The organism is Ruoffia tabacinasalis (assembly GCF_005864045.1).
GTDB lineage: Bacteria > Bacillota > Bacilli > Lactobacillales > Aerococcaceae > Ruoffia > Ruoffia tabacinasalis.
Map to the genome: position 1 here is coordinate 1 of NZ_VBSP01000033.1, position 25,564 is coordinate 25,564.

Below are 25,564 nucleotides of genomic sequence, written 5' to 3' on the forward strand. Positions count from 1 at the left end.
TGAATGAGAATTCCAATGGTTTATTACGCAGAGACGGACTGCCAAAAGGAATGGACTTTAATCAAGTAGACCAAAGCTTTGTGTCATCGATTGCACACAAACGGAACACGATTCCACGGAAATCCTTACACTACCGAACACCGTTGGAAGTATTTTTGAGTTACTTAGATGAAACAGTTTTGTCTAGCTTAATTTGACAAATCAAATATTTAAAATTCACTTTTTCCTTTTTTAATGTTTCTGTAACAATATTCAATATATCCAATGCATTTTTTAAAGTACAAGATACATGGATTTTCCACCCTTGATCAGGTATTTCATTGACTGAAAAATTACAATTAATAAAAATATCTTTCTCATAGAAATTCCATTGATCATCTAGTATTTTATCTACAGATTTAGATAGTATATCTTTATTATTATATTTGCTTGCTAAGGTCTCATTGTAAATGCTTTTAGTTCTAGACATATAATTTCCTGCTTTCAATTTTTATTCGTTCTTATAGCTCCTTGATTTATTGAAACAGTTAATAATAGATAAAAAGTTCTCCTACATTTTTTGTAGGAGAACTTTTTATCTTTTGATTGTCATCATTAATCAGTAATGATAATTATATCTCCACAATTATTACTATTACTACTGCTCATGGGTGAAACATTATTATCTAAATCCAGTTTTTGCAATTCTAATACCTGTTCCATGGTTCTCACCTCCTCGTATTAATTTGTTACAAGCTAATTGGAGTTAGTTTGATACAATTTTATTATTCTGCACTTTCTTCTTCAGTCGTCTCTTCTTCAGTTGATTCTTCTTCTGAAGTTTCAGCTGCTGAATCGTCTTCTGTTGCTGAATCATCTGATTCAGTAGAAGCTTCTTCTTCTTGTTCATAGTATGCTAAGTTTGTTAACTCATCATTTTCAGTTTGAACTTCAACTGCTGCAATTTCTCCAACTTCAACGTCTTCATTCCCAACAACTGACCATAATAATGCTTCAGTATAGCGTTCAGGGAATAGTGATGTTGTTACTACTTCTGGTTGGCCAAACATATCAGTAAATGCTGCTAAGTCACCTTCATTGAATAAAGTTTGTAAATCTTCAATGGTAGTTTCTAAGCGTTCAAACATTTTAGCTGTCTTGTATTGGTATTCAATGTTTGTTAATTCTGGTCCATTATCTTCAGAGTTAATATATGTTTGGAAACGAACAACTTGTACGATGTCGTCTTCAATTGAAACATATCTAAAGATTTCTCCATTATCTGATTCAGATACAGATGTTGGATCGTCACCCATAATTTCTACTACTTCATCAAACGTTAAATTCACTTCACCATTCGTTGAGCGTTCTTTCGCTGTATCTAATACTTCTTGATAACCTGCTTCTAAGTCTGCTCTTTCTAATACTAAGTTTGGATCCCATTCTTCAGTAGGCTTGATTAATTCTGTAATTTCAGCTTCTGTGTAAGGATTGTTTGCACTTGGTGTTAAATCTTCTTCACCTTCTGTTGCTTCAGTATCTTCTGTAGACTCTTCTGAAGTTTCCTCAGTTGATTCAGTTTCTTCAGTAGATTCTTCTGTCTCTTCTGATGCTACCTCTTCAGTTTCTTCGCTTGTCTCAGTAGTCTCACTTGCAAAAATAGTTGCGGGTGCTAATGATAAAACTAAACCTGCACTTAATATTCCTAAAATTAATTTTTTCAATTGTTTTTTCATAATTAATCCTCCTTATAATCATAAATAAAAAGAAATAAAATATTTATGTTGTACCCATCATAATCATTATTTTTATTTTTTACAAATGATATACCTCGACATAAAGTCCTTATAACATATTGATATAAGCGCTTTAATATATTTTCAATAAACTATTCATATTCGTAACTTTATTGACACAATGCGGAATGTTGCTTTTAATTAATTTCAATATTTTTATAACCGTCTATATTTATTAGTATATACACCTATTATTGTATAATATTTTGCATAAATCTTTTATATGCGATTAAGCATTTTATGAAGATTATGACATATTTTTTTGGAGAATATGCATAAAAAGTGAAAGAATATTACAAAAACAGCACTTATAAAAATAAATGCTGTTTTTATATCATTATCTAATTTCTAGGCCTTCTATTTCTTTCAAAGCATCCGTAATGTTAGTCATTACTTTTTCGATATCTTCGTCTTTTAATGTTTCATTTGGATTTTGGAAAGTCATATGATAAGCCAATGATTGCTTACCTTCTGGAATGTTCTCTCCAACATAACGGTCAAATAGCTCAATTGAAACTAAGTACTGCCCTCCATTTTCTGCGATCGTTGAATTTAATTCATGATGCAGTAACGTATCATCAACTAATAAAGCTAAGTCACGTGACGTTGATGGGTATTTAGCAATTGGAGTTTGAACTAAATCAGCTGTTGGATAAGCAACTAATTTATCTAATTCAATCTCAGCGAAGAATGTTGCTTGATTTAAGTCAAATTTTTCCGCCACTAATGGATGAATTTGTCCCATAAATCCAATATCTTCACCCGCTAATGAAACGATCGCTGTTCGACCTGGATGCATCACATCAATCTCTGATGTCGGTTTAAATTCAATTTCTGAAGCAACTCGTAAGCTTTCAAAGTATGTTTCTAACATACCTTTTAGTACGTAGAAGTCATAATTCTTTTTACTTTCATACCATTGAGATCCTTTATATTCACCAGAAAGTAGAATCGCTAAGCGTTCTTCTTCTTTAGGTTGAACATGTGTACCTTGTCCAAAGAAGACACGTCCTGCTTCATAGAAAGCTAAATCTTTATTTTGACGTGCTTGGTTATATTGTGCAATTTCCATTAAAGCTGGGAACATGCTTTGTCTTAGAACCGTACGTTCTTCACTCATTGGCAATTCTAACTCTACTAAAGAATGCGCGTCTGATTTTAATAAACTTGCATGTTCTTTAGATGTTAAGACATACGTAATGGCTTGGTTTAAGCCTAAGCCTTCAGCTACGGTACGTGTTTTACGAATTAATTGTTGTTTTTGAGTTAAACGCCCTGGTTGACTCGGTGTTGTCGGTAATGTTGTTGGAATATTATCATAACCATAGATACGAGCAATTTCTTCCAAGATATCCGCTTCAATTGAAATATCCCAACGTCTTGCTGGAACATCAACGATAAACGCTTCTTCATTAAACTCAACTTCAAAGCCTAAACGATCAATAATTTTAATGATGTCGTCTTTCGTTAAAGAAATACCTAATTTCTTCTCTGGAGAATTATTATGAACGCTAATTTGAACGTTGTCTGTGTTAAGTTGATTAAACTCTTTGACACCATCAGCGATTTGACCACCTGATAATTGAGCCATTAATAAAGCTGCTTGTTCGCCTGACTCATTTAATTTACTTACGTTGATTCCTTTTTCAAAGCGAGCACTTGATTCAGAACGTAAAGCAAATTTCTTAGATGACGAACGAACTCGTTGTGAATCAAATATAGCTGTCTCTAATAAGACATTCTTAGTATTGTTCGTCACTTCCGAATCTAAACCACCCATAACACCTGCTAAAGCAATAGGTTGGTCTCCTGATGCAATGACTGTATCCGTTGGTTCTAATGTTCTTTCAACACCGTCAAGAGTTGTTAAAGTATCTCCTTTAGCTGCTGACTTTACTTTAATTGTTTTTGACTCTAATTGATCAAAGTCAAATGCATGCATAGGCTGTCCATATAATAATAAGAAGTAATTTGTTGTATCAACAATATTATTTACCGGACGTATTCCAGCTTTCATTAAACGGAGTTGTACCCAAAGTGGGCTCGCTTTTACTTCGACGTCCTCAATTAAACGGATTTGGTACGCATTTGATAATTCTGGACTTTCAACTTCAATTTGAACTTGTCCCAATTTAGAATCTTTTGCAAAGTCTCGCTCTTCAATTAAATTAAATTGTGGTTTTTGATCATAAATTGCTCCCACTTCGTAAGCTGTTCCATACATACTTAAAGCATCAGCACGGTTAGGTGTAATATCTAATTCAATAATATCGTCATCTAATTTCATATATGACACAATGTCTTCGCCTACTGGGGCATCTTCAGGTAAGATAAAGATCCCTTTGGCATATTCTTTAGCAACAACACTGTCACTAAAGCCAAGCTCTTGTAAAGAACAAATCATACCATTTGAGTCCACACCGCGTAATGTACTTTCTAATATTTCCAGTCCGCCAGGCAATACTGCGCCTGGTAAGGCAACAATTACTTTTTGACCTTGTTTAATGTTTGGAGCTCCACAGACGATTTGACTTAAATCACTGCTACCTACATTAACTTGTGCCACATTTAAGTGATCACTATCTTGATGTGGCACAAGTTCTACAACCTCACCGACAACAATATTATTTAAACCTTTACCAATATTTTCAACGGATTCAACTTCAATTCCTGTTCTTGACATACGTTCAGCTAATTCTAAGCCTGTAATATCTGATAGGTCTAGGAAGTCACTTAACCATTCGAGTGAAATTAACATATTAGTTTTGACCTCCTTTAAATTGTTTTAAGAATCTTAAATCATTTTGATAGAAATGACGAATATCGTCGATGTTATATTTAAGCATTGCGACACGTTCAATTCCTAAACCAAACGCAAAACCGCTATATTTCTCAACTTCAATCCCAGACATTTCTAGAACGCGCGGGTGAACAATTCCAGCGCCTAAAATTTCAATCCAACCTGTTTGTTTACATACAGAACATCCTTCTCCACCACACTTAAAGCAGCTCACATCAACCTCTACTGATGGTTCTGTAAAGGGGAAGAAACTTGGACGAAGACGAATTTCACGTTCTTCACCAAATAATCTTTGAACTAATAATAATAATGTCCCTTTTAAATCAGCCAATGTGATATCTTCAGCAATCACTAAGCCTTCCACTTGTTGGAATTGGTGTGAATGCGTTGCATCATCACTATCACGACGGAACACTTTACCTGGACTGATCATTTTTAATGGGCCGTCTTCTTCAAAATTATGGACTTCCATTGTACGTGCTTGTACTGGTGACGTATGTGTACGTAAAAGTACTTCATCATCTACATAGAATGTATCTTGCATATCTCGCGCTGGATGATTCTTTGGTAAGTTCATACGTTCAAAGTTATAAGAGTCTAATTCCACTTCTGGACCTTCGACAACTTGATAACCCATCCCTAAAAAGAAATCTTCAATTTCTTCTAAAGTTTGCGTTAAGATATGTCGTGTGCCGTATGGTTGAGCATACCCTGGTAATGTCACATCAATCGTTTCATTTGCTAATTGCTGTTCTAACTCTTTCGCTTTAATGAGCGCTGTTTGTTTCTCAAAGGCTTCATTGAAGATTGAATGGAAATTTTGTATCGCTTTACCTAATTCTGGCTTTTCTTCATTAGATAAGTGGCGCATTTCTTTCGTATATTGAGTTAATTCACCTTTTTTTCCAGTAAATTTTACTCGAATTGATTGAAGTGCATTAGTTGAGTCACTCGCTTGAATTTCTTTAGCAGCATCTTGTGCTAAAGCTTCAATTGATGACTTTAATTGTTCAATAGTTGATGTCATGTTTTTCTCCTTTTTTTAAATGAATACATAAAAAAAAGCACGCCCCTAAAAAGGGACGCGCTACCGTGGTACCACCCTAATTCTTAGTTAAAGAATAATTAACTAAGCTCTTACGCCGGTAACCTAGGCTTTAGGTATCTTTTTCAAATTCTAATAAGAATTCTTTACAGATCCACTCCGAAATTGAACGTAAGAAACCGGCTTATGTTATTTAGTTTCAGTCAATGCTAAATATCCCTGTCGATGGCGGTTCTTACTAGTTTCTTCTATATGTTTAATAATTCATTATCTTATTATAGTAACTCTTTATATTAAAGTCAAACTGATTAATTCATTTGATTTGGATTGTATGCTACGTCCATGGCTTTGACAGTATGACGATAAATGAAGCTAAATGCTCCGGTCGTTAATTCTGCAATACAACTGTGTTTATCCATTAAAGTAACAATCCAACTTTCAGCATATTTAGGCACGTCGCGTGTTGCTCCAGCCATATGCTTCAATATAATGTCGCATTCTAACTCAGATAACTCTGTAAGTTTTTTTGCGTTTTCTAATGCAATACGTGGATGTTCGAAATTATGACCTTTTCCTCCTACTTCATGCTTTGTTTCGCAATCGTAGAAAAATAAATCATGCAATAGTCCAGCTCTAGCAATAGCTTTTGTATTCAATTTTAGTCGTTTAGCCCAACGGTAACTACGGTAAGAAACCGATAATGAGTGTAATAAGCGGTTAGTTACTTGGTGATGCTTGTACATTTCTAATTTTTGAACCAACTCGTGATCTAATAAATCCTCAACGAGAGCTAAATATTCCGGATCTTTTTGCCATTTTAAAGTCAAATATATTCCTCCAAATATTGTGATTGCATTTATTATACAACAATAATTCAAATAAAGTATGAAGATAATATTAATATTACATAAAGTTCATGAAACATAACTGTAATAATTACATTTTAATATAATGGAATAATAAAATTCCAGTCGCTACACCTACATTTAACGACTCTGCATTGCCTAGCATGGGAATGAAGATTAATTGATCACTGATTGCTTGAATTTCTTCACTTACACCTTGCCCCTCATTACCTACTACAATCGCTACAGGCATTGTTTGATCTGTCTCTTTATAAGAGATGGCCTCTTTATTTAAGGCAGTAGTTAATACTTGTACTCCTATAGCTTTTAATTCTTCAATCGCTTGAGGTAAAGGCATTACAATGACAGGTAAATGCCATAAAGAACCTTGGGTTGAACGGACGACTTTCTCATTATAGATATCTACAGATCCTTCTCCGATAATTATCGCATCATAACCTGCCGCATCTGCGGTACGAATCATTGTTCCTAAATTACCAGGATCTTGCACCTTATCTACTAGTAAATAGCGTGCCCCTTTGACCAATTCAGATTGCTTTCCTGTCGCTTCAACTTCAGCAAAAACGCCTTGTGGTGTTTGAGTAGCGGATAGTTCTTTGGCGATATCATCATCAATCACTGTAATGGGTGCTTCTGATGAGAGGCTTAATGCCTGACTATTCTGTTGATAATAGGCTTCTGTCATAATCCACTGCTTTACTGGAACTTTCCATTCAATTGCTTCTAATGCTAAATGGGTACCTTCAATCAAGAAACTTTGACTTTTCTTACGCCCTTTGCTCGTAAGTAACTTCTTCCAAGCTTTAACTTGTGCGTTTTGCTTCGAGCGGATAATTTCTTTCTCTAACATATTAACGTGTTAACTCATAGATTGCTTCAGCGTAAATAGCCGTCGCTCTGAATAAATCTTCTAAAGCAATAAATTCGTTTGCTTGGTGCATTGTATCAATTGAATCTGGGAATAAGGCACCATATGCAACTCCTCTAGGCATTAAGCGGGCGTATGTTCCTCCACCAATCGTTTGTTCAACACCTTTTTCACCTGTTTGTCTTTCATATACATCAAGAAGTGTTTGAACTAATGGATCATCACCTGGGACATAATGAGGTTCTTTTGAATCAGACATTGTCACTGTCGCATCATAGGCTAATAGATGCGTATTAATTTGTTCTTGAATTGTTTCTGGGTTTGTTCCTTTTGGAAAACGGAAGTTCGCGTCAATGTTAGCACCTTGTGCGTCATCAAAATCAATGATACCCACATTCATTGACACATCGCCCATGACTTCATGTGTGTAATTCACACCGATGTTACTTCCATCGAAGCCTTCAAATAATTCACGCGCTAATAACTGAATTGTATCTTGAGCGCCTTTTGAATCAAATGCATAGTTTTCTAAGAACTTCGCTAAATGAGTTCCAGCGTTCACACCTTTTTCAGGTGTCGAACCGTGGGCTGCTTTACCTACTAAGTCTAATGTTAATTGATCTCCTTCAATACTGCTGTCTCCAGATAAAGCATCATGCTCATCAATAAACTCTTGGAATGCTTTAGATAGGTTAGCAGCATCATTCGTTTGAATAATTGCTGTGGCATCTTGTGGTACCATATTCGCACGTAAGCCGGCTGTTAATTTAACTAAATGATTGTCTGCTTCGAGTGTTTCACCTAATTTTAAATCAAAGATGGCTGATACATTCCCTTTTTCACCATTAATAATTGGGAAAGTCGCATCTGGTGAGAAGCCTAAATCTGGCATAGGCGCATGTTGGAAGTAATAATCCATACATTGCCATCCACTTTCTTCATCAGTTCCAACAATTAAGTGAATGCGTTTGTTGAATTTTACACCTAGTTCTCGTAATAATTTAACTGCAAAGTAAGCTGCCACTGTTGGCCCTTTATCATCACTAGAACCACGAGCGTAAATACGTTTATTAATAATCTCTGGTTTAAATGGATCCGTATCCCAACCAGTCCCTACAGGGACAACATCCACGTGTCCTAAAACACCTAAGAGCTCGTCTCCGTCGCCCACTTTCACATGACCAGCCCAAGGTCCAAATTGTTCAGTTTCAAAACCGTCTTCTTTGGCCATCGCAAGAAACTCTTCTAAAGCACGTTTCGGACCTGGTCCCACAGGTGCTTCCTCTGTCGCTAAGTCATCTTCTCTGATTGATTCTACTTCCAGAATTCGAAATAAATCTTTAAGTAAGACGTCTTGACGTGATTCTACTTCTTGTAACCAATTTATATTTTTCATTATGAATAATGCTCCTTCACTAATTTCATTATTACTATTCTATCACTAATCTCTTGTTGCAAAAAGTTAAATAACTTATTCACAATGAACATTTTTTCATTCCATAATAAAAAGGCTAATGAATATAAGAATTGTTTTTTTAACATGCAATTTCTTATTCATTAACCTTCGATAAACTACTCTAAGCCGTATGGAACTAATAGATCCATCTCCGCTTCTGTTAATTCTCGGTAGTCACCAAGAGCTAACTCGGGGTCAAGCTTTAAAGGGCCCATAGAAATACGGTGCAATTGGATAACTTCCTTGCCCACCGCTTCAAACATACGCTTTACTTGATGGAATTTACCTTCAGTAATCTCCACATGAATTAATGTTTGGGAAATTTCAGGGTGTACTTCAAGTATTTCTAAATTCGCTGACTGAGTAATAAAATCACCCAAATCAAGTCCTTTGTCAAACTTTTGAATATCTTCTTCTGTCACCACGCCTTCAATTAGAGCTTCATAACGCTTCTTCACTTTTTTCTTGGGTGAAAGTAATTGATGTGCTAATTGTCCGTTATTCGTCAAAAGAAGGAAACCAGTTGTATCTATATCCAATCTTCCAACTGGAAAGAGTTGAGCATGGCCAAAGTCTAATTCAACCCAGTCAATCACCGTTTCATATTCTCTATCTTCTGTCGCGCTAATAATCCCATCTGGTTTATTTAACATGACATAGTAGTATTCTTGATATAAAACAGGCTCGTTCATGTATTGAATTGTATCAATTTCTGGATCCACATTGTGTCCCACTTTTTTGATTACTTTATCATTTACAGTTATTGAACCACTCACAATAATTTTTTTTACATCTTTTCGTGAGCCATATCCTGCATGACTTAATAATTTATCTAATCTCATTACATTAACCTCATTTTATCTTGAATATCTTTAAATCGATTACCAATTAAGACTGATAACATGTTCATAATACCGAGAACACTTCCATAAACAAGTACTGCCATAATGATGACAATGACGATTTTAAGGAAAGTAAATCCGCGTCCAACAGGACCGAATAGAAGGTTTAATGATTGATTCCACATAGCTGCTGAAACTGTCATTAATGCCGAAGCAATGAGTATCTTGATGATACTGCTATTCAATCTAGGGTAATTAAAGTCTAATTCACGACTCAACTTGATCCACATCAATACAGTTGAAACTAAGAAACCAATAGCCGTTGAAACTAACGCACCATGTGCTTCAAATAAAGCAACAAATGGGAATTGTAAAATTGCTTTAACTACAAGTCCAATTAATAGGAAACGTACCGCTAAGCGACGATAATTCATCGATTGTAAGATTGTCGAGAACACCGTATAAGCCCCTAGTACGATACTAGAAATTGAGGCTGTAATTAAAAGTCCTGGCCCTGCTTCTGATCCATTTGGATAGAATAAATAGTAAATATTATTAGCAATTGATGCCATTCCTAATGCTGCTGGAATCATGACGATACTGAATAATACCGTAATATGTTCAACTAATTCGCTCGTACCTGCAATATTTCTTTGTGCAAATTTCTTCGAAATAACGGGTACTAATGAAGAAGCTAACGCAACTGCTAATGAAATAATAATCATCACAAGTTTATCCACATCTAAACTTAGAACCCCATAGAGTTCTTCAATCTCAGTGAATAGTAAGGCTGACGTTGATTCTAATATTTGTCCGAAAGTATATGTATCAATTAACTGAGCGATAATAATTCCTGATCCTAATAAGATAAATGGAATACTATCGACAACCATAATTTTGATACTTTCTTTAAAGTCTAAGTTCACATTGTTTGCCGATTTAGCAATTAAGCGTTTAGCTACTGGTAAGCGTCTAATATATTCAAATATTAAATATAATAGTGCTCCTAGAGCTCCAATAAAGGCCGCAAATGTTGAGTGAACAACAGCTTGAGTTACTTCACCACTATAAATCATCATAATGGCGTAAGTAGCTGCTAATAAGTATCCAACACGAGCAAATTGTTCAATAATCTGAGAAATAGCGGTTGGTTTCATGTCATTAAATCCTTGGAAATAACCACGGAGTATGCTCATTGCCGGAAGAATTAATAGTGCCGGTGATAATGAACGAATAACCATCGTCGCTCCTTCAACATTGGTTGTTGATGTATTTTCGGCTAATATTGGCGCGATTAAAAATAACAATCCGCCTGATAGCACCCCTGTTAACAACATAATAATTATACTGTTTTTGAAGAGCTTATCAGCTGTTTTGTACTCTTTTAAAGAGTGATAATAAGCCATTTGTTTTGCAATTGAACTTGGGAAACCAGCCGTCGCTATTGCCAGCATTAATGAATATGGCTTGTAACCCGCACTATATAGTACGTTGGCTTGCGTATATTCAGCTCCTAACCATGTTGCCCATGGAATGACATAAAGCGCTCCAATGACACGAGAGAGAACATTACCAATAGTTAGCCAAGAAGCACCACTTGTAATCCCTGACTTCTCGTCTTCTTCATCCGATTCCTCTTCGAGTCGTTCCTCAATGACCGTATCGTTTTGAGAGTAATACTCATTTAATACTTGATCCGTTAGAATGGGGTTTTCAATGATATCTGTATCTTGGCTAATCTTCTCACTTAATTGATCTAATTCTTCGTCAGTGAGGTCTTTATCTTTAAATTGTTCATCGATATCTGGTTGAGAGTCAGATTCACTGATTACTTCCTCTTCTTCATCAAAGTCCGATGAAGTGATTTCGTCTTCAAATTCTAAAGATGTTTCTGATTGAGATTCGTCCTCATCCAAATCAGTGATATCCATCGCATCAGCTTCATCGAAATTCTCTTCGTCTTCGTCAGATGCATTATCTCCTGATTGATAGCTAGCTTCGATACCACTTTCTGCTGGATAAACTTCTTGATCTTCTTCATAAACTAAATCAGCTTCAATTGATTCTTCCTCATCTAAGTCGCTGTAATCTGGTGTCAGCTCCTCTTCTGTAACTAATTCTTCCGTATAATTATCTTGATTTAACCAATCGGTTTGATTCACTGATTCTTCGAATTCAAGATTATCTTTCGCATCTTGTTCTGCTTCTTCTTGTTTAACTTCAGATTCATCGGTTTCATCAGAAGAAGAGAATAAGTTTTTCACAGAACTGAAAAGTCCTGTCTCGCTCTTTTCTGATTCTTTAACTTCAAAATTGTCAGTTTCAATTGAATCCGAGTAATCCATACCTTCAACTTCGGAATGGTCTTCTGCCTTACGAGAGAAAAGATTTTTAAATACAGAATCTTTCCTTTCTTTCTCTTCTGACAATCTTTTTTCACTTTCTTGGAATTGATTATAATCTGTAATATCTTCCAACTCTGTTAGATCGTAGCGTTCTTCATATGTTGGTTTAAATACATCACCAAATAATTTTTTTCTCTCTTTTGGTTTTTGCTTTTCTTGTTGTTCCTTTTCCTTTTCCAACATTTCTTTTTCTCTATTTCGTTCACGCAAGGGCTTATAACGAAATTCATTCACAGTCGGTGTGCTAGATGATGGTTCAGCTTCAGATGTCCTTGCTTCATCTAAATCTTCATCTCTTTCGGGTCGATCTAGATTCTCTAATTCTTCCTTAGTCATTTCAGTTTGAGCAAAATAATCTCCATCGATTGGCTGTCGATTCGGCCGACGTAGGATATTCTTCTCTTCTTCGGTAAACTCTATGGTCTGAAATTCGTCTCTATTGTAAGGTTGTTGATTAGATAAATCATTCGAGTTATCTCGATCATTGTGCTGTTTACTCATAGCACTTCCTCCTTTAAACTAGTTTGCTACTATGTTCACCAAACGATTCGGTACAACAATTACTTTACGGATTGTTTTCCCTTTAATGGCTTCTTGTACAGACTCTTGACTTAAAGCCAATTCCTCAACTACTTCTTTATCTAGGTTAACATCAATATCTAATCTTGTAACTAATTTACCCATCACTTGAATAACAATTTCTACTTGGTCATCCACAGTTAATTCTTCAACAAACGTTGGCCATGCTTCTTCTGAAATACTTTCAGTATGACCTAGTTTTTCCCAAATCTCTTCTGCTAAGTGTGGTGCTAATGGTGCAAGTAATTTTACAAAACCTTCAACAAATTGAATTGGTAAAGCATCCGCATCTTTAGCTTCATTTAAGAAAATCATCATTTGTGAGATTGCTGTATTAAAATGTAATTGTTCATAATCTTCAGTCACTTTTTTAACTGTTTGGTGATAAACTTTTTCTAACTCTTTACTATCTGACTCTTTGACACTATCTGCCAATGCTAAAGTATCTTCGTTAATTAATAGACGCCATACACGATCTAAGAAACGACGGCTACCTTCTAATCCATTCTCGCTCCAAGCAATTGAAGCGTCTAATGGACCCATGAACATTTCGTAAACACGTAATGTATCTGCTCCATATTCATTCACTACATCATCTGGGTTAACAACATTCCCTTTTGATTTAGACATTTTTTCATTGTTTTCACCTAGAATCATACCTTGGTTAAATAATTTTTGGAATGGTTCTTTCGTTGGAACGACACCGATATCATAAAGGAATTTATGCCAGAAGCGAGCGTATAATAAATGAAGTACAGCGTGCTCAGCTCCACCAATATATAAATCAACATTCTCCCATTTTTCTAAAGCTTCTTGAGAAACCAATGCGTCTTCATTGTGAGGATCCATAAAGCGTAGGAAGTACCATGAACTACCTGCCCATTGTGGCATTGTATTTGTTTCACGACGGCCTTTCATTCCTGTTTCTGGATCTGTAACGTTAACCCACTCTTCAATGTTTGCTAATGGTGATTCTCCAGTTCCGCTTGGTTGAATTTTGTCTGTTACTGGTAAAGTAACTGGTAGCTGATTTTCAGGAACAGCTGTTGTTGTCCCATCTTCCCAATGAATCACTGGAATCGGTTCTCCCCAATAACGTTGACGAGAGAACACCCAATCACGTAAGCGATAATTGATTTGGCGTTCACCGAAATCATTCTCTTCTAACCAAGTATTCATCTTTTGGATTGCATCTTCTATGTTTAATCCATCTAAGAATTCAGAGTTGATGTGTGGTCCATCGCCATAATATGGCACTTCTTTTTCTGGCCCTTCAATCACTGGTACAATAGGTAGGTCATATTTAGTGGCGAATGCAAAATCACGTTCATCATGAGCTGCTGAACCCATAACCGCACCCGTACCATAGGAAGCAATCACGTAATCAGCAATCCAAATTGGAATTTCTTGTTTTGTTGCTGGGTTAATCACATATGACCCTGTAAATACACCTGTTTTATCTTTATTTAATGATGTACGTTCTAATTCACTCTTAGTTTCAACTTCACTAATATATGCACGGACTGCTTCTTCTTGTTCTGGAGTCATTAAGTCATATACAATATCCAATTCCGGTGCTAATACGACATAAGAAGTTCCGAATAACGTATCAGGTCGCGTAGTATATGATTCGATGACTTTATCTGAACCTGCAACTTGGAATTTAATCATAGCACCTTCAGATTTACCAACCCAATGTTTTTGCATTTCTTTCACACTGTCTGGCCAGTTAACTTCATCTAAATCTTCAATTAATCTTTCAGCATATTCAGTAATTTTAAGAACCCATTGTTTCATTGGGCGTCTGTACACAGGATGTCCCCCACGCTCAGAAACACCATCAATAACTTCTTCATTCGCTAATACGGTTCCTAATGCCGGACACCAGTTAACCATCACATCATCTTGATAAGCTAAACCTTTTTCGAATAATTTAGTAAAAATCCATTGTGTCCACTTATAGTAATTTGGATCCGTTGTATTAATCTCGCGGTCCCAATCGTAACTAAAACCAAGTGATTTGATTTGACGTTTAAATGTTTGGATATTGTGTTCTGTAAAATCAGCCGGGTTATTCCCTGTATCTAAGGCATATTGCTCTGCTGGCAGACCAAAAGCATCCCATCCCATTGGATGTAAAACATCAAAACCTTGAGCACGCTTCATACGAGCAATCACATCAGTTGCTGTATACCCTTCTGGATGCCCAACGTGTAAACCTTGTCCTGATGGATATGGGAACATATCTAGCGCATAATATTTAGGATGATCGACACCACGATCCTTTGTTTTAAATGTTTCATTCTTGTCCCAATATTCTTGCCATTTCTTTTCAATGATACGATGTTGATAACTCATTTTCTTCCTCCAATAATCTATATATTCTTTTTCATTATACAATATTTACAATAAAAAGTGAAAATTGCACTGTTTTAATCTATATTAAAACAAAATTCTCTCAAAAAATAAAAAACACCCTATATTATCTAGCATATTCACTAAATAATATAGGGCGAGTGACCGCGGTACCACCTATGTTTATGACAATAATGTCATCTTAAGTACCTTAACGCGGTCAACACGGCTTACTCTATCATTACTTTCAAGTAAGCACCTAATTAGACGAGTTCAACAAAGCGATTGACTTATTTTCACCAACCATAAGCTCTCTAAACAATGACTTTATTTACTATTTCTAAGTAAAGTTTTATATAAATTCTTTTTGAATTATATCAAACTAACTGTATTAGTTCAATCCAATTGTTTGTCCAATAAAGATTGTTGTTGAACCGTTATTTTTTTCAATTAATTCATTAACATTTAATCCATTACGACGTGCAATACTAAATAAAGTATCGCCAACAGCTACTGTATATGAAGAGTTTGTCGGAGCTTCAACGGTCTCTTCTACGACTGTTTCTTCAACGACTGGCGCCGCTTCAGGTTCAACAATTGTTGTTGGCGTATTGTCCTCTTCAACAACAGTTGGTTGTGATACTTCGTTAGCTTCTACTGTAGAAGCTGGTGTACTTGTTGTAGCACCTGAAACTTTTAGTACTTGTCCTGGTTGAATTAAATTGCTTGATAAGCCGTTTAATGCTTTCAATTGATTTAATGACATACCATGGTTTACTGCGATACGGTATAGACCGTCGCCAGCCTTAACTGAGTATGAACCAGATGTATTCGTTGAACCACCATTGTTTGTAGGTTCAGTTGGTTTAGTATTTGTTGAATCTGTATTCGGTGACGTATTAGTTGAAGACTCAGTGTTTCCTTGAGTTGCTCCACTTACTTTTAATACTTGTCCTGGATGGATTAAGTTACTTGATAATCCATTTAATGATTTAAGTTGGTTCAACGTCATACCATGTTTACGAGCAATCGCGTATAAGCCATCGCCACGTTTAATTGTATATGAACCACCCACACTTGTAATTGCTTCAGTGTTTTCCAAAGTGTTATCTGAGTTTGTTGGTGGTGTACTTGGTTTTTCAACAATTGTTGAGTTACCAGGTAATTTAATGACTTGACCTGGATGAATTAAATTACTAGTTGTACCGTTCGCAGCTTTAAGGGCTTCAACTGTCGTTCCAAAACGACGTGCAATACCCCAGAAACCGTCTCCTTCTTTAACAGTATAAGTTCCCGCAATTGAACCCGCTTCGTTTGAACCTGTATTAGATTCTGGTGTAGAAGGAACTACGCTGACTGGTTTATCAGAACTAGCTAAATCATATTGTGTTAAATTATTTTCAGCAATGATACGATTTAATTTGTCCCCGTAACGAGTATCAGTTGCGTAACGACCAGTTAAATGAGTCGTTGCATCTTGATACGAATTCGTATTGCTGTAACGTGCACCTGAATAGAAGTTATAACGCCAGTTATTGACATCATTATCCCCTGTTAATAACGACGCGTAGTCAGTTAAAGATTCACCATAATTATCGTAACGACGGAAAGCATCTTGAATTTGATAATACTCTCCAGATCCATCGTCTTCTAATGTATCTTTTACAACAGAGTTTCCGTTGTATTCACCTTTAATACCAAATAAATTGTAGTTAGGTGCTTTTGATAAAGTACTATTACCCCATCCTGATTCTAATGCAGCTTGGGCAATCATTACTGATGCGTACAAGTCATTTTCAGCAGCAATTTGTTTTGCGTAATCCGTAATTAATCCTAAAAAATCTGATTGGCTAACACGACTACTTGATTGTGCTTGTACAACAACAGTGTCATTCGCTGACACATGACTTAAGACAGCACCTGCAGCCATAAGCACTAATCCAGCATTGATATGTTTCATCGCCTTTTTAGCTTTATTTTGGTTTACTAATTTTGCCTTGGCTTTCATTATTTCATGTCTACTTTTCACTTAATTACCCTCCACTATCAAACTATATAATAATATATTATAATCTTCGTCTATTATAGCTAATTTAATTCATTAAAAGTTCACATTTCTGGTCTTTTATTTTAGTTTTAATATATGTAACATAAATGTAACAGAGGAGGAATATAAAATGTATAACGCTTTACAATACAGTCATCAACTATTAAAACAACAGGTTCACAAAAATCCCCAAGGATTATTTATTGATGGAACCCTTGGGAATGGCCACGACAGTGCCTTTCTACTATCATTAAAAGATTTCACAGGTTCTCTTATTGGCTTTGATATTCAAGAAATAGCCATCCAAAATTCAACTAAACGAATTGAATCATTAGATCATTCTACAAAAGCATCCTATAAATTTATTTTAGATTCTCACGATAAAGTTTCTGAATATATTGAAGACAATCTAGTCCAAAGTGCTATTTTTAACTTAGGCTATCTTCCAGGTGGCGATCATAATGTCACGACAGAATTTCCAAGTACCTTTAAAGCGGTTCAAGATATATTAGGTAATTTGGCTATTCACGGACAAATTATCCTAGTTATATATTCTGGGCATGAAAATGGTATGACCGAAAAAAATAATTTGTTTGAAAAATTAGAAAAATTCCCACAAGAAAAATATCAAGTATTGGCGTATCAATTTATCAATCAAATAAATCATCCCCCAATGCTCTTAGTTATTGAAAGAATAAAATAATTTATTCTTTCTTTTTTTTTTTACTTATTTTTTTATTTGAAATATTGTAGACCCTTTTTAAAAAAAATAGATAATTTTATTTGTCTATCTATTTTTTCATATTAAATACTTTTTAGCATTAAAATTATGTGTTAAAATAATTACAAGTTTTATTATGCTACTTTCAATAAATTAGTAAAGGGGTTAAATTATGCATACAAATAAATTTTATGACTGGTTATTCCCAGGTATTTCTCTTGTCATGTTTGCAATGTTATTGGGCTCAATCTTAGCCCAGAGTGATTCAATGTCCGTTTTACAGTTAATTTCCTATTCTTCAGGGTTACTTGCTTACACCATGATGTTAACAGTCACATTCATGGGATCACGCCCACGATTTATAGAAAAATACTTTGGCATGCCTGAAATGTATGAAATTCACGCATTAATGGGTGTTGTTCTTTCGATTATGGGTGTTATCCATATTATTATCCAATGGAATGGCTTCCGTTGGATTACTAAGATGTCAACTGTTTCTCAAACGGGATTCCTCGCTGTCTTTTCATTAATTATTGTCATGTTTACAGGTATATTCTCACTTTCGGGTATATTCATTGATCGAATTCCACTATTACGAAAATGGAAAGAGTCAGTCTTTAATCGCGAATTGAGCTTATGGCTTCATAGACTTTCTATTGTAGCCATTGTTGCAATATATTTTCATTTATTCTTACTCCCATTTCTAAATGAAAATACACTATTTATGACACTTCTGACTATCTATACTGTTGCTATATTAGGTTATTATGTTATTTGGAAATTAAAATTATCTTTCGCACCAAAGTTTGAATTGAAAAGTATTAAACAAGGGACACCTTCATTATGGGTATTAGAATTTGAACCGAAAAATGGTTCGATTAAACCATACGTACCAGGAGATTATTTCTTTATTCGTTTCAAAAATGCTGATATCACAACTGAAGGACACCCTTTCTCAGCATCAAGTGCAATAACATCTGATTATTCGAATTCAATTGAGTTTATGATTAAAGAAGCTGGAGATTGGACTGGTTCTTTACAAAATGTCAATGTCGGAGATATCGCTACTCTAGAAGGTCCTTACGGAAATTTCTTCCCAGATGAAGTACAAGAATCCGAGGATCCTTTTGTCTTATTAGCGGGAGGAATTGGTTTAACACCTAATTTAAGTATCTTACGCCACGAACATGAAAAGAACTCAAACCGTAGAATTCATCTAGTTTGGGGCTTAGCGATTGAAGAAGATATGTTTATGATTGAAGAATTTGAAACAATGAAAGCTGCAAATCCAAATTTCTCTTATGATATTATCTTTTCAAATCAAGAAGTTGAGGGCTTCCCTCATGGCTTTATCACGCATGAATATTTAGAAGAACTTGGTGTAAGTTCACTTTATCAATCTGCCAAATTCTTTGTCTGTGGACCACCACCCATGTTAAATGCTTCAAAAACTTTATTAGATAATCAAAATGTCCCTGATAATCATATTTATCTGGATGAATTTGGTTTCTAGTCACCTATTAATAGAAAGGAAAAGTATATGACTAATAAATTATCTTTTATCATACAAGTTATATTTGTATCCATCCTTGTTTGGCTACTAACGACTTTATTGTTTACAAATGAATTTATTTTTAATAGCGGCGATGATGAGAGTGCTCAAGTTGACACAGCGGAAGTATCAGATGGTACTTTCACCGGATCTGCTGAAGGTCATAATGATCAGTTAACACTGGATGTAACAGTAGAGAATGGTGAAATAAGTCAAATTGATGTCACTGAACATAGTGAGACAGAAGGCATCTCGGATCCTGCTTTCGAACAAGTTCCAGAACAAATCATAGAATCAAATTCAACGGATGTTGAGATTGTCTCTGGAGCTACCTTTACTTCTGAAGCCATTATCAATGCTGTCAATAATGCCTTGGCAGAGGATTCTGGTGGAAGTTCTGAAGCTATAGCTCTCGAAGACGTTTCTGATGGCACTTATACGGGAACTTCCGAAGGACACAATGGTCTTATGACCGTCGATGTCACAGTAGAAAATCAAGAAATTACAGATGTTAACGTCGTTTCTCATCTTGAAACGGAAGGCCTTTCTGATCCAGCCTTCGACCAAGTACCAGATCAAATTATCAATACGAATTCATTAGATGTAGAGACAGTTTCTGGTGCTACTTTCACATCTGAAGCGATTGTCGAAGCTGTAAACGACGCCCTATCTCAAAATTAACAAAAACCCCTTTAGAAAGCTATTAGACAGCTGTTCTAAAGGGGTTATTATATTATCTAGTTTAATTGTGATTGGATTAAATCAACCTTATCTAATTGTTCCCAAGGTAAATCTAAATCAGTACGCCCAAAATGTCCATATGCAGCTGTTCCTGCATATATAGGACGTCTAAGATCTAGCATTGAAATAATACCCGAAGGTGATAAGTCAAATGTATCACGAATTATCTTAATGATGACATCATCAGAATAACTACTTGTACCAAAAGTATTTAATGAAATTGACGTTGGTTCACTAACCCCAATTGCATAAGCTAATTGAAGCTCAACTTTACTTGCAACTCCAGCTGCTACAAGATTTTTAGCAACATAACGTGCAGCATAACTGGCTGAACGATCGACTTTTGTCGCGTCTTTTCCAGAGAAAGCTCCACCACCGTGATGGGCAGATCCCCCGTAAGTATCTACAATAATTTTACGCCCAGTTAAACCTGAGTCTCCAACGGGTCCACCAATAACGAATTTACCTGTTGGGTTAATAAAGTACGTTGTTTCTTCATCTAACCACTCTGTATTCACGACCGGTTTAATGACATGCTCAATAACATCTTCTCTAACTTGACTAAGTTCCACATCATTACTATGTTGTGTACTAATAACAAGATTATCAATGCGCTTTATTGTATCGTCTTCATTAAACTCAACCGTCACTTGTGTTTTTCCATCAGGACCTAAATACGGTAAAATCTCTTCTTTTCTAACTTTTGCTAATTGTTGCGCTAATTTATGACTTAATGAGATAGGTAAAGGCATATATTCTTCTGTTTCATTTGTTGCGAAACCGAACATAATCCCCTGATCTCCTGCTCCAATTAAACTTTGCTCTTCTTCATCTCTTGTCTCTAAAGCATCGTCTACTCCCACAGCAATATCAGGTGATTGCTCATCTAAGGATACTAATACCGCTACATTGTCAGCATCAAATCCGTATTTAAAGTTAACATAACCAATCTCGGCGATTTTCTTACGTACAATTTGTTGAATATCAACATAAGCTGTTGTCGTAATTTCTCCAAAAACTAGAACTAATCCAGTATTCACTGCTGTCTCACAAGCAACACGCGCATTAGGATCTTGAGCTAAAATCGCATCTAAAATCGCATCACTAATTTGATCAGCAATCTTATCTGGATGTCCTTCAGTCACAGACTCCGATGTAAATAATTTTCTTTCCTTCATAATGTCTCCCCCACTATATTATTTGGTTACAAGGCATATTCACTTTAAATCAAGTGAACCCTATCGGGACTTTTGATTTGTAACGAATGCCATTATATCACACAACAATAGGCATTCACACTATAAGTGATAGAAACTAGATAAATGATTAAATTGGTACCAATATTTTTAGCATAGATACGAAATTAATGATAGAATGTATAAAGATAACTCATCTTTACGATAGTAACTGAGTGTAATCAACTCAACGTATTAAGTCAATCAAGTTAAGATGAGGTGATATTCTATCTTTATCTTTGGAGAATGAATATCAGACAAATAAGTATTAATAAAATAATGATAGTTAAGCTATCGAATTTTTTATATGAAAGGTATAGTCAATGAAGTTAATAACTCGCTTTTTACAGAATCCGTACGTTAAAATATTTGTTTCGACCCTAGCATCCATACTTTTTGGATTAATTCTAGGAGCTAGCCATACTGAATCCATTCGGTGGCTTCCAATGTTACTGTTGTTTCTAATTGTCGTGTTTGGTCAATTAATAGATCATTTCCTATATTTACGAATCGACAAACAAACACCAGAAGTAGCGCCTAATGTCTTATTGTATGTACTTGAAGGTATATTGTTAATTAGTACCATTATCTTTATGTTTAATTCACACTGGATCATCAGTGTTCTGCTCGTCTTTTATATTGTATTCATTCATGTGCAGTATATGCCGTTTAAGATGACTGGTACAATTTATCACTTTTTATTATCTGTATTCTTTAATGGTTTTATGATGAATGTGATTGCGTATAATTCACAAACATTTGCAGTAACACAAACATTTTTAATTAATACTATTCCGATTGTATTAATGTTTATTGTTTTAAACTTAGAAGTATTTAATTTGAAGAATATCATTATTAATTTCAAACAAATAACCGTTTTTCAACGGTTCCCAGTTGTTAGTTTAGTAGTTTGTGCCCTTGCATTATTAAGCGGGTTCTACTTCTCATTACCTTCTTCATCTTATTATATTGTTCAAATTCTATTTGTTTTACTAAGCGCCGTAACGATGTTACCTTTACTTGTTAAAACACAACATGAAAAACAAACACAAAACAAAATGAATTATATTCACGCAGTAACCTTAATTTTCACATTATTATACAGTTTGAGTCAATTGTATTAAAAAAGAACGAATGAAATGCTAAAAGGAAAACTTTAGTCATTTTATTCGTTCTTTTTGTTTTGATTTTTATAGGGTGTTGTTGTCTTCTTTTTCGCTTTCTTCACGACTTTCAGCTGCTTCATCAATTGATTGATTTACACGAGCTTCAATTTCATCTGCTTCTTCATAAGCTTTAGTAGACTTTTCTCGAGCTTCTTCACGTTGCTCTTCGCCTTCAGCAATTGCGTTTTGACGTAATTCTTCAGCTTTACGCGCAGCTTCTTCTTTTAATTGTTTTCCTTCATCAATCGCTTCTTTTAAGTTCTCATCTGCTGAAGTATGAACACTCTCTCGAGTTTCACCTACTTGGCGCTTTACATCTTCGACAGCTGAATCCGCTCGATCTTTGTAGTTTTCACGAATTTCATCAACATGACCTCGACCAGATGCAACGGCTTGTTTAGCTTCACCTTCAACCTGTTGTGCAATACCTTTTGCTTGAGTTTCAGCATCATCAGTTGCTTTACCAAACACTTCTTTAACTTTTCCAACAATTTCGTCTTTTTGACCTTCTAAGTTTTTCCATGTATCAGACATATCGTTACCTCCATTTAATTTGTTTATAATTTTAATATAGCAAATTAAATGATTTTAATCAATAAAACCGCTTCCAAAAAATATAAGAATTGATCTTGTTTATCAAACTGCTCAATTTATACTATAAAAATAACAACAATTCAAAAATAATAAAGGATTATATTTACTACAATTATATAAAATTTAATTATTGTATTGAGAAATATTTTGAAAATTTTATCAAATATACTACGTCAGTAAAATGATAGTATAATATTATATTATATAAAATTGCTTTAAGGATTATACTTATCATCTTCTAAAAAATTAAAAAGGCATCCATGAAACGAATCATAAATACCTGAACACAAAAAAAGAACGCCAAGCGTTCTTTGAATCATTAAGCGGGTGACGAGAATCGAACTCGCGACAACAGCTTGGAAGGCTGTAGTTTTACCACTAAACTACACCCGCATAATATAACGGTCCGGACGGGATTTGAACCCGCGATCTCCTGCGTGACAGGCAGGCATGTTAACCCCTACACCACCGGACCAATGTATTTTTAATTTTAAAATCAATAAGGAGGATAAGGGATTCGAACCCTTGCGCGCTTTTACACGCCTGACGGTTTTCAAGACCGTTCCCTTCAGCCGGACTTGGGTAATCCTCCGTGATGAAAGTAAAATTAATGATCCGTACGGGACTCGAACCCGTGTTACCGCCGTGAAAGGGCGGTGTCTTAACCGCTTGACCAACGGACCAAAACAATATAAATATTAAGTTTTAGCAATAATACGAATATAAAACTTACGGAGAAGGAGGGATTTGAACCCTCGCGCCGGCAAAACCGACCTACACCCTTAGCAGGGGCGCCTCTTCAGCCTCTTGAGTACTTCCCCAAATCCAAAATTTTATAGTTTTAATATCACTAATGGGCCTGAGTGGATTCGAACCACCGACCTCACCCTTATCAGGGGTGCGCTCTAACCAACTGAGCTACAGGCCCGTATGAAATTAAAAGCGGGTGACGAGAATCGAACTCGCGACAACAGCTTGGAAGGCTGTAGTTTTACCACTAAACTACACCCGCATAATTAAGTAAGTAGTTAAGTTTAGTATTAAGATAAAATTGCGGGGGTAGGATTCGAACCTACGACCTTCGGGTTATGAGCCCGACGAGATGCCAGCTTCTCCACCCCGCGATAATGTTTAAAAGGAGGATAAGGGATTCGAACCCTTGCGCGCTTTTACACGCCTGACGGTTTTCAAGACCGTTCCCTTCAGCCGGACTTGGGTAATCCTCCAAAATATATATTATGTGTTTTTTACGGTCTTCAATGGACCTTGTAGGACTCGAACCTACGACCGGACGGTTATGAGCCGTCTGCTCTAACCAACTGAGCTAAAGGTCCTATATAGCGGCGAAGGGGATCGAACCCATGACCTCCCGGGTATGAACCGGACGCTCTAGCCAGCTGAGCTACACCGCCTTTATAAAATATTAATGGAGAATAGCGGGATCGAACCGCTGACCTCCTGCGTGCAAGGCAGGCGCTCTCCCAGCTGAGCTAATTCCCCATAATATCGATCGGGAAGACAGGATTCGAACCTGCGACCCCTTGGTCCCAAACCAAGTGCTCTACCAAGCTGAGCTACTTCCCGAAATTATAAACGCACCCTGTAGGAGTCGAACCTACAACCGCCTGATTCGTAGTCAGGTACTCTATCCAATTGAGCTAAGGGTGCTCTTTTCTATTACTTTAACACATAACTAAGTGTTATGCCGAGGGCCGGAATCGAACCGGCACGGTAGTCACCCACCGCAGGATTTTAAGTCCTGTGCGTCTGCCAGTTCCGCCACCCCGGCAATATGCCGAATTTACTTCTCTTGGCAAAGCGGAAAACGGGGTTCGAACCCGCGACCCCCACCTTGGCAAGGTGGTGCTCTACCACTGAGCTATTTCCGCGTTGATGCCGGCTAAAGGAGTTGAACCCTCGACCCTCTGATTACAAATCAGATGCTCTACCAACTGAGCTAAGCCGGCTTATTAAGTTAAATGCGGGTGAAGGGACTTGAACCCCCACGCCCGAAGGCGCTAGATCCTAAATCTAGTGCGTCTGCCAATTCCGCCACACCCGCGTTTGTCTCTTTATAAGAGAATGAGTCGTACAGGGATCGAACCTGTGACCCTCTGATTAAAAGTCAGATGCTCTACCAACTGAGCTAACGACTCTTGAGACATGGAGGATGACGGGATCGAACCGCCGACATCCTGCTTGTAAGGCAGACGCTCTCCCAGCTGAGCTAATCCTCCAATATATAAACAATACATGGCAACGACCTACTCTCACAGGACCAAAGGTCCAACTACCATCGGCGCTAAGAAGCTTAACTGCTGTGTTCGGCATGGGAACAGGTGTATCCTTCTTGCTACCATCACCACACATTGTTTGTTATATAAGTAATCTACTTAGATCACTCAAAACTGAATATCAACTTGTGTTTTCTTACCTGCTAAACCTGAATTGGTTCGTGGTTAAGTCCTCGACCGATTAGTACTCGTCCGCTCCGTACATTACTGCACTTCCACTTCG

Annotated in this window: 18 protein-coding genes, 20 tRNA genes, 1 rRNA gene, 1 pseudogene, 1 riboswitch and 1 other annotated feature; of the genes and pseudogenes, 5 read left to right on the forward strand and 35 right to left on the reverse strand. The window is 36.2% G+C overall.

Annotation, left to right across the window (positions count from 1 at the left end; translation table 11 throughout):
- Positions 1-197: pseudogene (locus FEZ33_RS08650) on the forward strand (IS30 family transposase); the annotation flags it as partial.
- Here FEZ33_RS08650 and FEZ33_RS08655 read toward each other — a convergent pair.
- From FEZ33_RS08655 to FEZ33_RS08705, 12 genes are all read right to left on the reverse strand, one after another.
- Entirely contained in the window at positions 161-469 is a 309-nt protein-coding gene (locus FEZ33_RS08655) for a class III lanthionine synthetase LanKC N-terminal domain-containing protein (RefSeq protein ID WP_138405009.1), read from the reverse strand. The pseudogene FEZ33_RS08650 and the gene FEZ33_RS08655 overlap by 37 nt on opposite strands.
- A 125-nt stretch (positions 470-594) precedes the next feature.
- On the reverse strand, positions 595-702 hold the full coding sequence (locus tag FEZ33_RS12590; RefSeq protein WP_212746682.1) for a class III lanthipeptide: 108 nt from the start codon (positions 700-702) through the stop codon (positions 595-597).
- 62 nt (positions 703-764) lie between these two features.
- Positions 765-1,715: a hypothetical protein gene (locus FEZ33_RS08660; protein ID WP_138405010.1), complete on the reverse strand. Its 951-nt coding sequence runs from the start codon at positions 1,713-1,715 to the stop codon at positions 765-767.
- Positions 1,716-2,112: 397 nt separating this feature from the next.
- Positions 2,113-4,533 (reverse strand): phenylalanine--tRNA ligase subunit beta, encoded by a 2,421-nt coding sequence (gene pheT, locus FEZ33_RS08665; protein WP_138405011.1) that lies wholly within the window; start codon positions 4,531-4,533, stop codon positions 2,113-2,115.
- Position 4,534: 1 nt separating this feature from the next.
- Positions 4,535-5,602, reverse strand: coding sequence for a phenylalanine--tRNA ligase subunit alpha (pheS, locus tag FEZ33_RS08670; protein ID WP_138405012.1), 1,068 nt, complete (start codon positions 5,600-5,602; stop codon positions 4,535-4,537).
- Between the two features lie 326 nt (positions 5,603-5,928).
- Positions 5,929-6,447, reverse strand: a complete 519-nt coding sequence (locus tag FEZ33_RS08675) for an HD domain-containing protein (RefSeq protein ID WP_235888802.1) — start codon at positions 6,445-6,447, stop codon at positions 5,929-5,931.
- Between the two features lie 109 nt (positions 6,448-6,556).
- Entirely contained in the window at positions 6,557-7,336 is a 780-nt protein-coding gene (locus FEZ33_RS08680) for a TrmH family RNA methyltransferase (protein WP_138405013.1), read from the reverse strand.
- Position 7,337: 1 nt separating this feature from the next.
- On the reverse strand, positions 7,338-8,750 hold the full coding sequence (gene pepV, locus FEZ33_RS08685; RefSeq protein WP_138405014.1) for a dipeptidase PepV: 1,413 nt from the start codon (positions 8,748-8,750) through the stop codon (positions 7,338-7,340).
- Between the two features lie 176 nt (positions 8,751-8,926).
- Positions 8,927-9,652: a pseudouridine synthase gene (locus FEZ33_RS08690; protein WP_138405015.1), complete on the reverse strand. Its 726-nt coding sequence runs from the start codon at positions 9,650-9,652 to the stop codon at positions 8,927-8,929.
- Positions 9,652-12,558: a polysaccharide biosynthesis protein gene (locus tag FEZ33_RS08695; RefSeq protein ID WP_138405016.1), complete on the reverse strand. Its 2,907-nt coding sequence runs from the start codon at positions 12,556-12,558 to the stop codon at positions 9,652-9,654. Before FEZ33_RS08695 ends, FEZ33_RS08690 begins: the two co-directional genes overlap by 1 nt.
- An 18-nt stretch (positions 12,559-12,576) precedes the next feature.
- Positions 12,577-14,994 (reverse strand): leucine--tRNA ligase, encoded by a 2,418-nt coding sequence (gene leuS, locus FEZ33_RS08700; RefSeq protein ID WP_138405017.1) that lies wholly within the window; start codon positions 14,992-14,994, stop codon positions 12,577-12,579.
- Positions 14,995-15,141: 147 nt separating this feature from the next.
- Positions 15,142-15,347 (reverse strand) — a binding site (T-box leader).
- A gap of 35 nt (positions 15,348-15,382) precedes the next feature.
- Positions 15,383-17,020, reverse strand: a complete 1,638-nt coding sequence (locus FEZ33_RS08705; RefSeq protein WP_138405018.1) for a LysM peptidoglycan-binding domain-containing protein — start codon at positions 17,018-17,020, stop codon at positions 15,383-15,385.
- Between the two features lie 148 nt (positions 17,021-17,168).
- Here FEZ33_RS08705 and mnmM point away from each other — a divergent pair, with 148 nt between their 5' ends.
- From mnmM to FEZ33_RS08720, 3 genes are all read left to right on the forward strand, one after another.
- Entirely contained in the window at positions 17,169-17,741 is a 573-nt protein-coding gene (mnmM, locus tag FEZ33_RS08710; protein ID WP_138405019.1) for a tRNA 5-(aminomethyl)-2-thiouridylate-methyltransferase MnmM, read from the forward strand.
- A gap of 190 nt (positions 17,742-17,931) precedes the next feature.
- Positions 17,932-19,272: a ferredoxin reductase family protein gene (locus FEZ33_RS08715; RefSeq protein WP_138405020.1), complete on the forward strand. Its 1,341-nt coding sequence runs from the start codon at positions 17,932-17,934 to the stop codon at positions 19,270-19,272.
- 27 nt (positions 19,273-19,299) lie between these two features.
- Positions 19,300-19,992: an FMN-binding protein gene (locus FEZ33_RS08720; protein WP_138405021.1), complete on the forward strand. Its 693-nt coding sequence runs from the start codon at positions 19,300-19,302 to the stop codon at positions 19,990-19,992.
- Positions 19,993-20,048: 56 nt separating this feature from the next.
- On the opposite strand, the gene metK is transcribed toward FEZ33_RS08720, so the two are convergent.
- Positions 20,049-21,230: a methionine adenosyltransferase gene (gene metK / locus FEZ33_RS08725; RefSeq protein ID WP_212746683.1), complete on the reverse strand. Its 1,182-nt coding sequence runs from the start codon at positions 21,228-21,230 to the stop codon at positions 20,049-20,051.
- Positions 21,228-21,318, reverse strand: a riboswitch (SMK box riboswitch). (Overlaps the previous gene by 3 nt.)
- 292 nt (positions 21,319-21,610) lie before the next feature.
- Between metK and FEZ33_RS08730 the strand changes: the two genes are divergently transcribed.
- Positions 21,611-22,411, forward strand: a complete 801-nt coding sequence (locus FEZ33_RS08730; protein WP_138405023.1) for a hypothetical protein — start codon at positions 21,611-21,613, stop codon at positions 22,409-22,411.
- 66 nt (positions 22,412-22,477) lie between these two features.
- Here the strand turns inward: FEZ33_RS08730 and FEZ33_RS08735 are convergent, their stop codons facing one another.
- From FEZ33_RS08735 to rrf, 22 genes are all read right to left on the reverse strand, one after another.
- A complete protein-coding gene (locus FEZ33_RS08735) occupies positions 22,478-22,987 on the reverse strand; it encodes a CsbD family protein (RefSeq protein ID WP_138405024.1) in 510 nt (169 codons plus the stop codon).
- 382 nt (positions 22,988-23,369) lie between these two features.
- Positions 23,370-23,440, reverse strand: a tRNA-Gly gene (locus FEZ33_RS08740).
- Positions 23,441-23,449: 9 nt separating this feature from the next.
- Positions 23,450-23,522, reverse strand: a tRNA-Asp gene (locus FEZ33_RS08745).
- Positions 23,523-23,549: 27 nt separating this feature from the next.
- Positions 23,550-23,639 (reverse strand) — tRNA-Ser (locus FEZ33_RS08750).
- Between the two features lie 19 nt (positions 23,640-23,658).
- Positions 23,659-23,730, reverse strand: a tRNA-Glu gene (locus FEZ33_RS08755).
- A 49-nt stretch (positions 23,731-23,779) separates the two neighbouring features.
- A tRNA-Ser gene (locus FEZ33_RS08760) sits at positions 23,780-23,868 on the reverse strand.
- A gap of 33 nt (positions 23,869-23,901) precedes the next feature.
- Positions 23,902-23,975 (reverse strand) — tRNA-Ile (locus FEZ33_RS08765).
- Positions 23,976-23,988: 13 nt separating this feature from the next.
- Positions 23,989-24,059: transfer RNA gene (locus FEZ33_RS08770), tRNA-Gly, on the reverse strand.
- Between the two features lie 39 nt (positions 24,060-24,098).
- Positions 24,099-24,171: transfer RNA gene (locus tag FEZ33_RS08775), tRNA-Met, on the reverse strand.
- A gap of 12 nt (positions 24,172-24,183) precedes the next feature.
- Positions 24,184-24,273: transfer RNA gene (locus FEZ33_RS08780), tRNA-Ser, on the reverse strand.
- Between the two features lie 34 nt (positions 24,274-24,307).
- A tRNA-Ile gene (locus FEZ33_RS08785) sits at positions 24,308-24,381 on the reverse strand.
- 4 nt (positions 24,382-24,385) lie between these two features.
- A tRNA-Met gene (locus FEZ33_RS08790) sits at positions 24,386-24,459 on the reverse strand.
- A gap of 15 nt (positions 24,460-24,474) precedes the next feature.
- Positions 24,475-24,547: transfer RNA gene (locus tag FEZ33_RS08795), tRNA-Ala, on the reverse strand.
- Between the two features lie 10 nt (positions 24,548-24,557).
- Positions 24,558-24,631, reverse strand: a tRNA-Pro gene (locus tag FEZ33_RS08800).
- A gap of 10 nt (positions 24,632-24,641) precedes the next feature.
- Positions 24,642-24,715 (reverse strand) — tRNA-Arg (locus FEZ33_RS08805).
- Between the two features lie 35 nt (positions 24,716-24,750).
- Positions 24,751-24,836: transfer RNA gene (locus FEZ33_RS08810), tRNA-Leu, on the reverse strand.
- Between the two features lie 28 nt (positions 24,837-24,864).
- Positions 24,865-24,936: transfer RNA gene (locus FEZ33_RS08815), tRNA-Gly, on the reverse strand.
- 5 nt (positions 24,937-24,941) lie between these two features.
- Positions 24,942-25,014 (reverse strand) — tRNA-Thr (locus tag FEZ33_RS08820).
- 13 nt (positions 25,015-25,027) lie between these two features.
- Positions 25,028-25,109: transfer RNA gene (locus FEZ33_RS08825), tRNA-Leu, on the reverse strand.
- A gap of 21 nt (positions 25,110-25,130) precedes the next feature.
- Positions 25,131-25,203 (reverse strand) — tRNA-Lys (locus FEZ33_RS08830).
- An 8-nt stretch (positions 25,204-25,211) separates the two neighbouring features.
- Positions 25,212-25,284, reverse strand: a tRNA-Val gene (locus FEZ33_RS08835).
- A gap of 14 nt (positions 25,285-25,298) precedes the next feature.
- A 5S ribosomal RNA gene (rrf, locus tag FEZ33_RS08840) occupies positions 25,299-25,414 on the reverse strand.
- Positions 25,415-25,564: the final 150 nt, after the last annotated feature.

Excerpts from the sequence above, each read along its gene's own strand:
- FEZ33_RS08655 (WP_138405009.1), bottom strand. The coding sequence starts at position 469 with ATGTCTAGAACTAAAAGCATTTACAATGAGACCTTAGCAAGCAAATAT.
- FEZ33_RS12590 (WP_212746682.1), bottom strand. The coding sequence starts at position 702 with ATGGAACAGGTATTAGAATTGCAAAAACTGGATTTAGATAATAATGTT.
- FEZ33_RS08660 (WP_138405010.1), bottom strand. The coding sequence starts at position 1,715 with ATGAAAAAACAATTGAAAAAATTAATTTTAGGAATATTAAGTGCAGGT.
- pheT (WP_138405011.1), bottom strand. The coding sequence starts at position 4,533 with ATGTTAATTTCACTCGAATGGTTAAGTGACTTCCTAGACCTATCAGAT.
- pheS (WP_138405012.1), bottom strand. The coding sequence starts at position 5,602 with ATGACATCAACTATTGAACAATTAAAGTCATCAATTGAAGCTTTAGCA.
- FEZ33_RS08680 (WP_138405013.1), bottom strand. The coding sequence starts at position 7,336 with ATGTTAGAGAAAGAAATTATCCGCTCGAAGCAAAACGCACAAGTTAAA.
- pepV (WP_138405014.1), bottom strand. The coding sequence starts at position 8,750 with ATGAAAAATATAAATTGGTTACAAGAAGTAGAATCACGTCAAGACGTC.
- FEZ33_RS08690 (WP_138405015.1), bottom strand. The coding sequence starts at position 9,652 with ATGAGATTAGATAAATTATTAAGTCATGCAGGATATGGCTCACGAAAA.
- FEZ33_RS08695 (WP_138405016.1), bottom strand. The coding sequence starts at position 12,558 with ATGAGTAAACAGCACAATGATCGAGATAACTCGAATGATTTATCTAAT.
- leuS (WP_138405017.1), bottom strand. The coding sequence starts at position 14,994 with ATGAGTTATCAACATCGTATCATTGAAAAGAAATGGCAAGAATATTGG.
- mnmM (WP_138405019.1), top strand. The coding sequence starts at position 17,169 with ATGTATAACGCTTTACAATACAGTCATCAACTATTAAAACAACAGGTT.
- FEZ33_RS08715 (WP_138405020.1), top strand. The coding sequence starts at position 17,932 with ATGCATACAAATAAATTTTATGACTGGTTATTCCCAGGTATTTCTCTT.
- FEZ33_RS08720 (WP_138405021.1), top strand. The coding sequence starts at position 19,300 with ATGACTAATAAATTATCTTTTATCATACAAGTTATATTTGTATCCATC.
- metK (WP_212746683.1), bottom strand. The coding sequence starts at position 21,230 with ATGAAGGAAAGAAAATTATTTACATCGGAGTCTGTGACTGAAGGACAT.
- FEZ33_RS08730 (WP_138405023.1), top strand. The coding sequence starts at position 21,611 with ATGAAGTTAATAACTCGCTTTTTACAGAATCCGTACGTTAAAATATTT.
- FEZ33_RS08735 (WP_138405024.1), bottom strand. The coding sequence starts at position 22,987 with ATGTCTGATACATGGAAAAACTTAGAAGGTCAAAAAGACGAAATTGTT.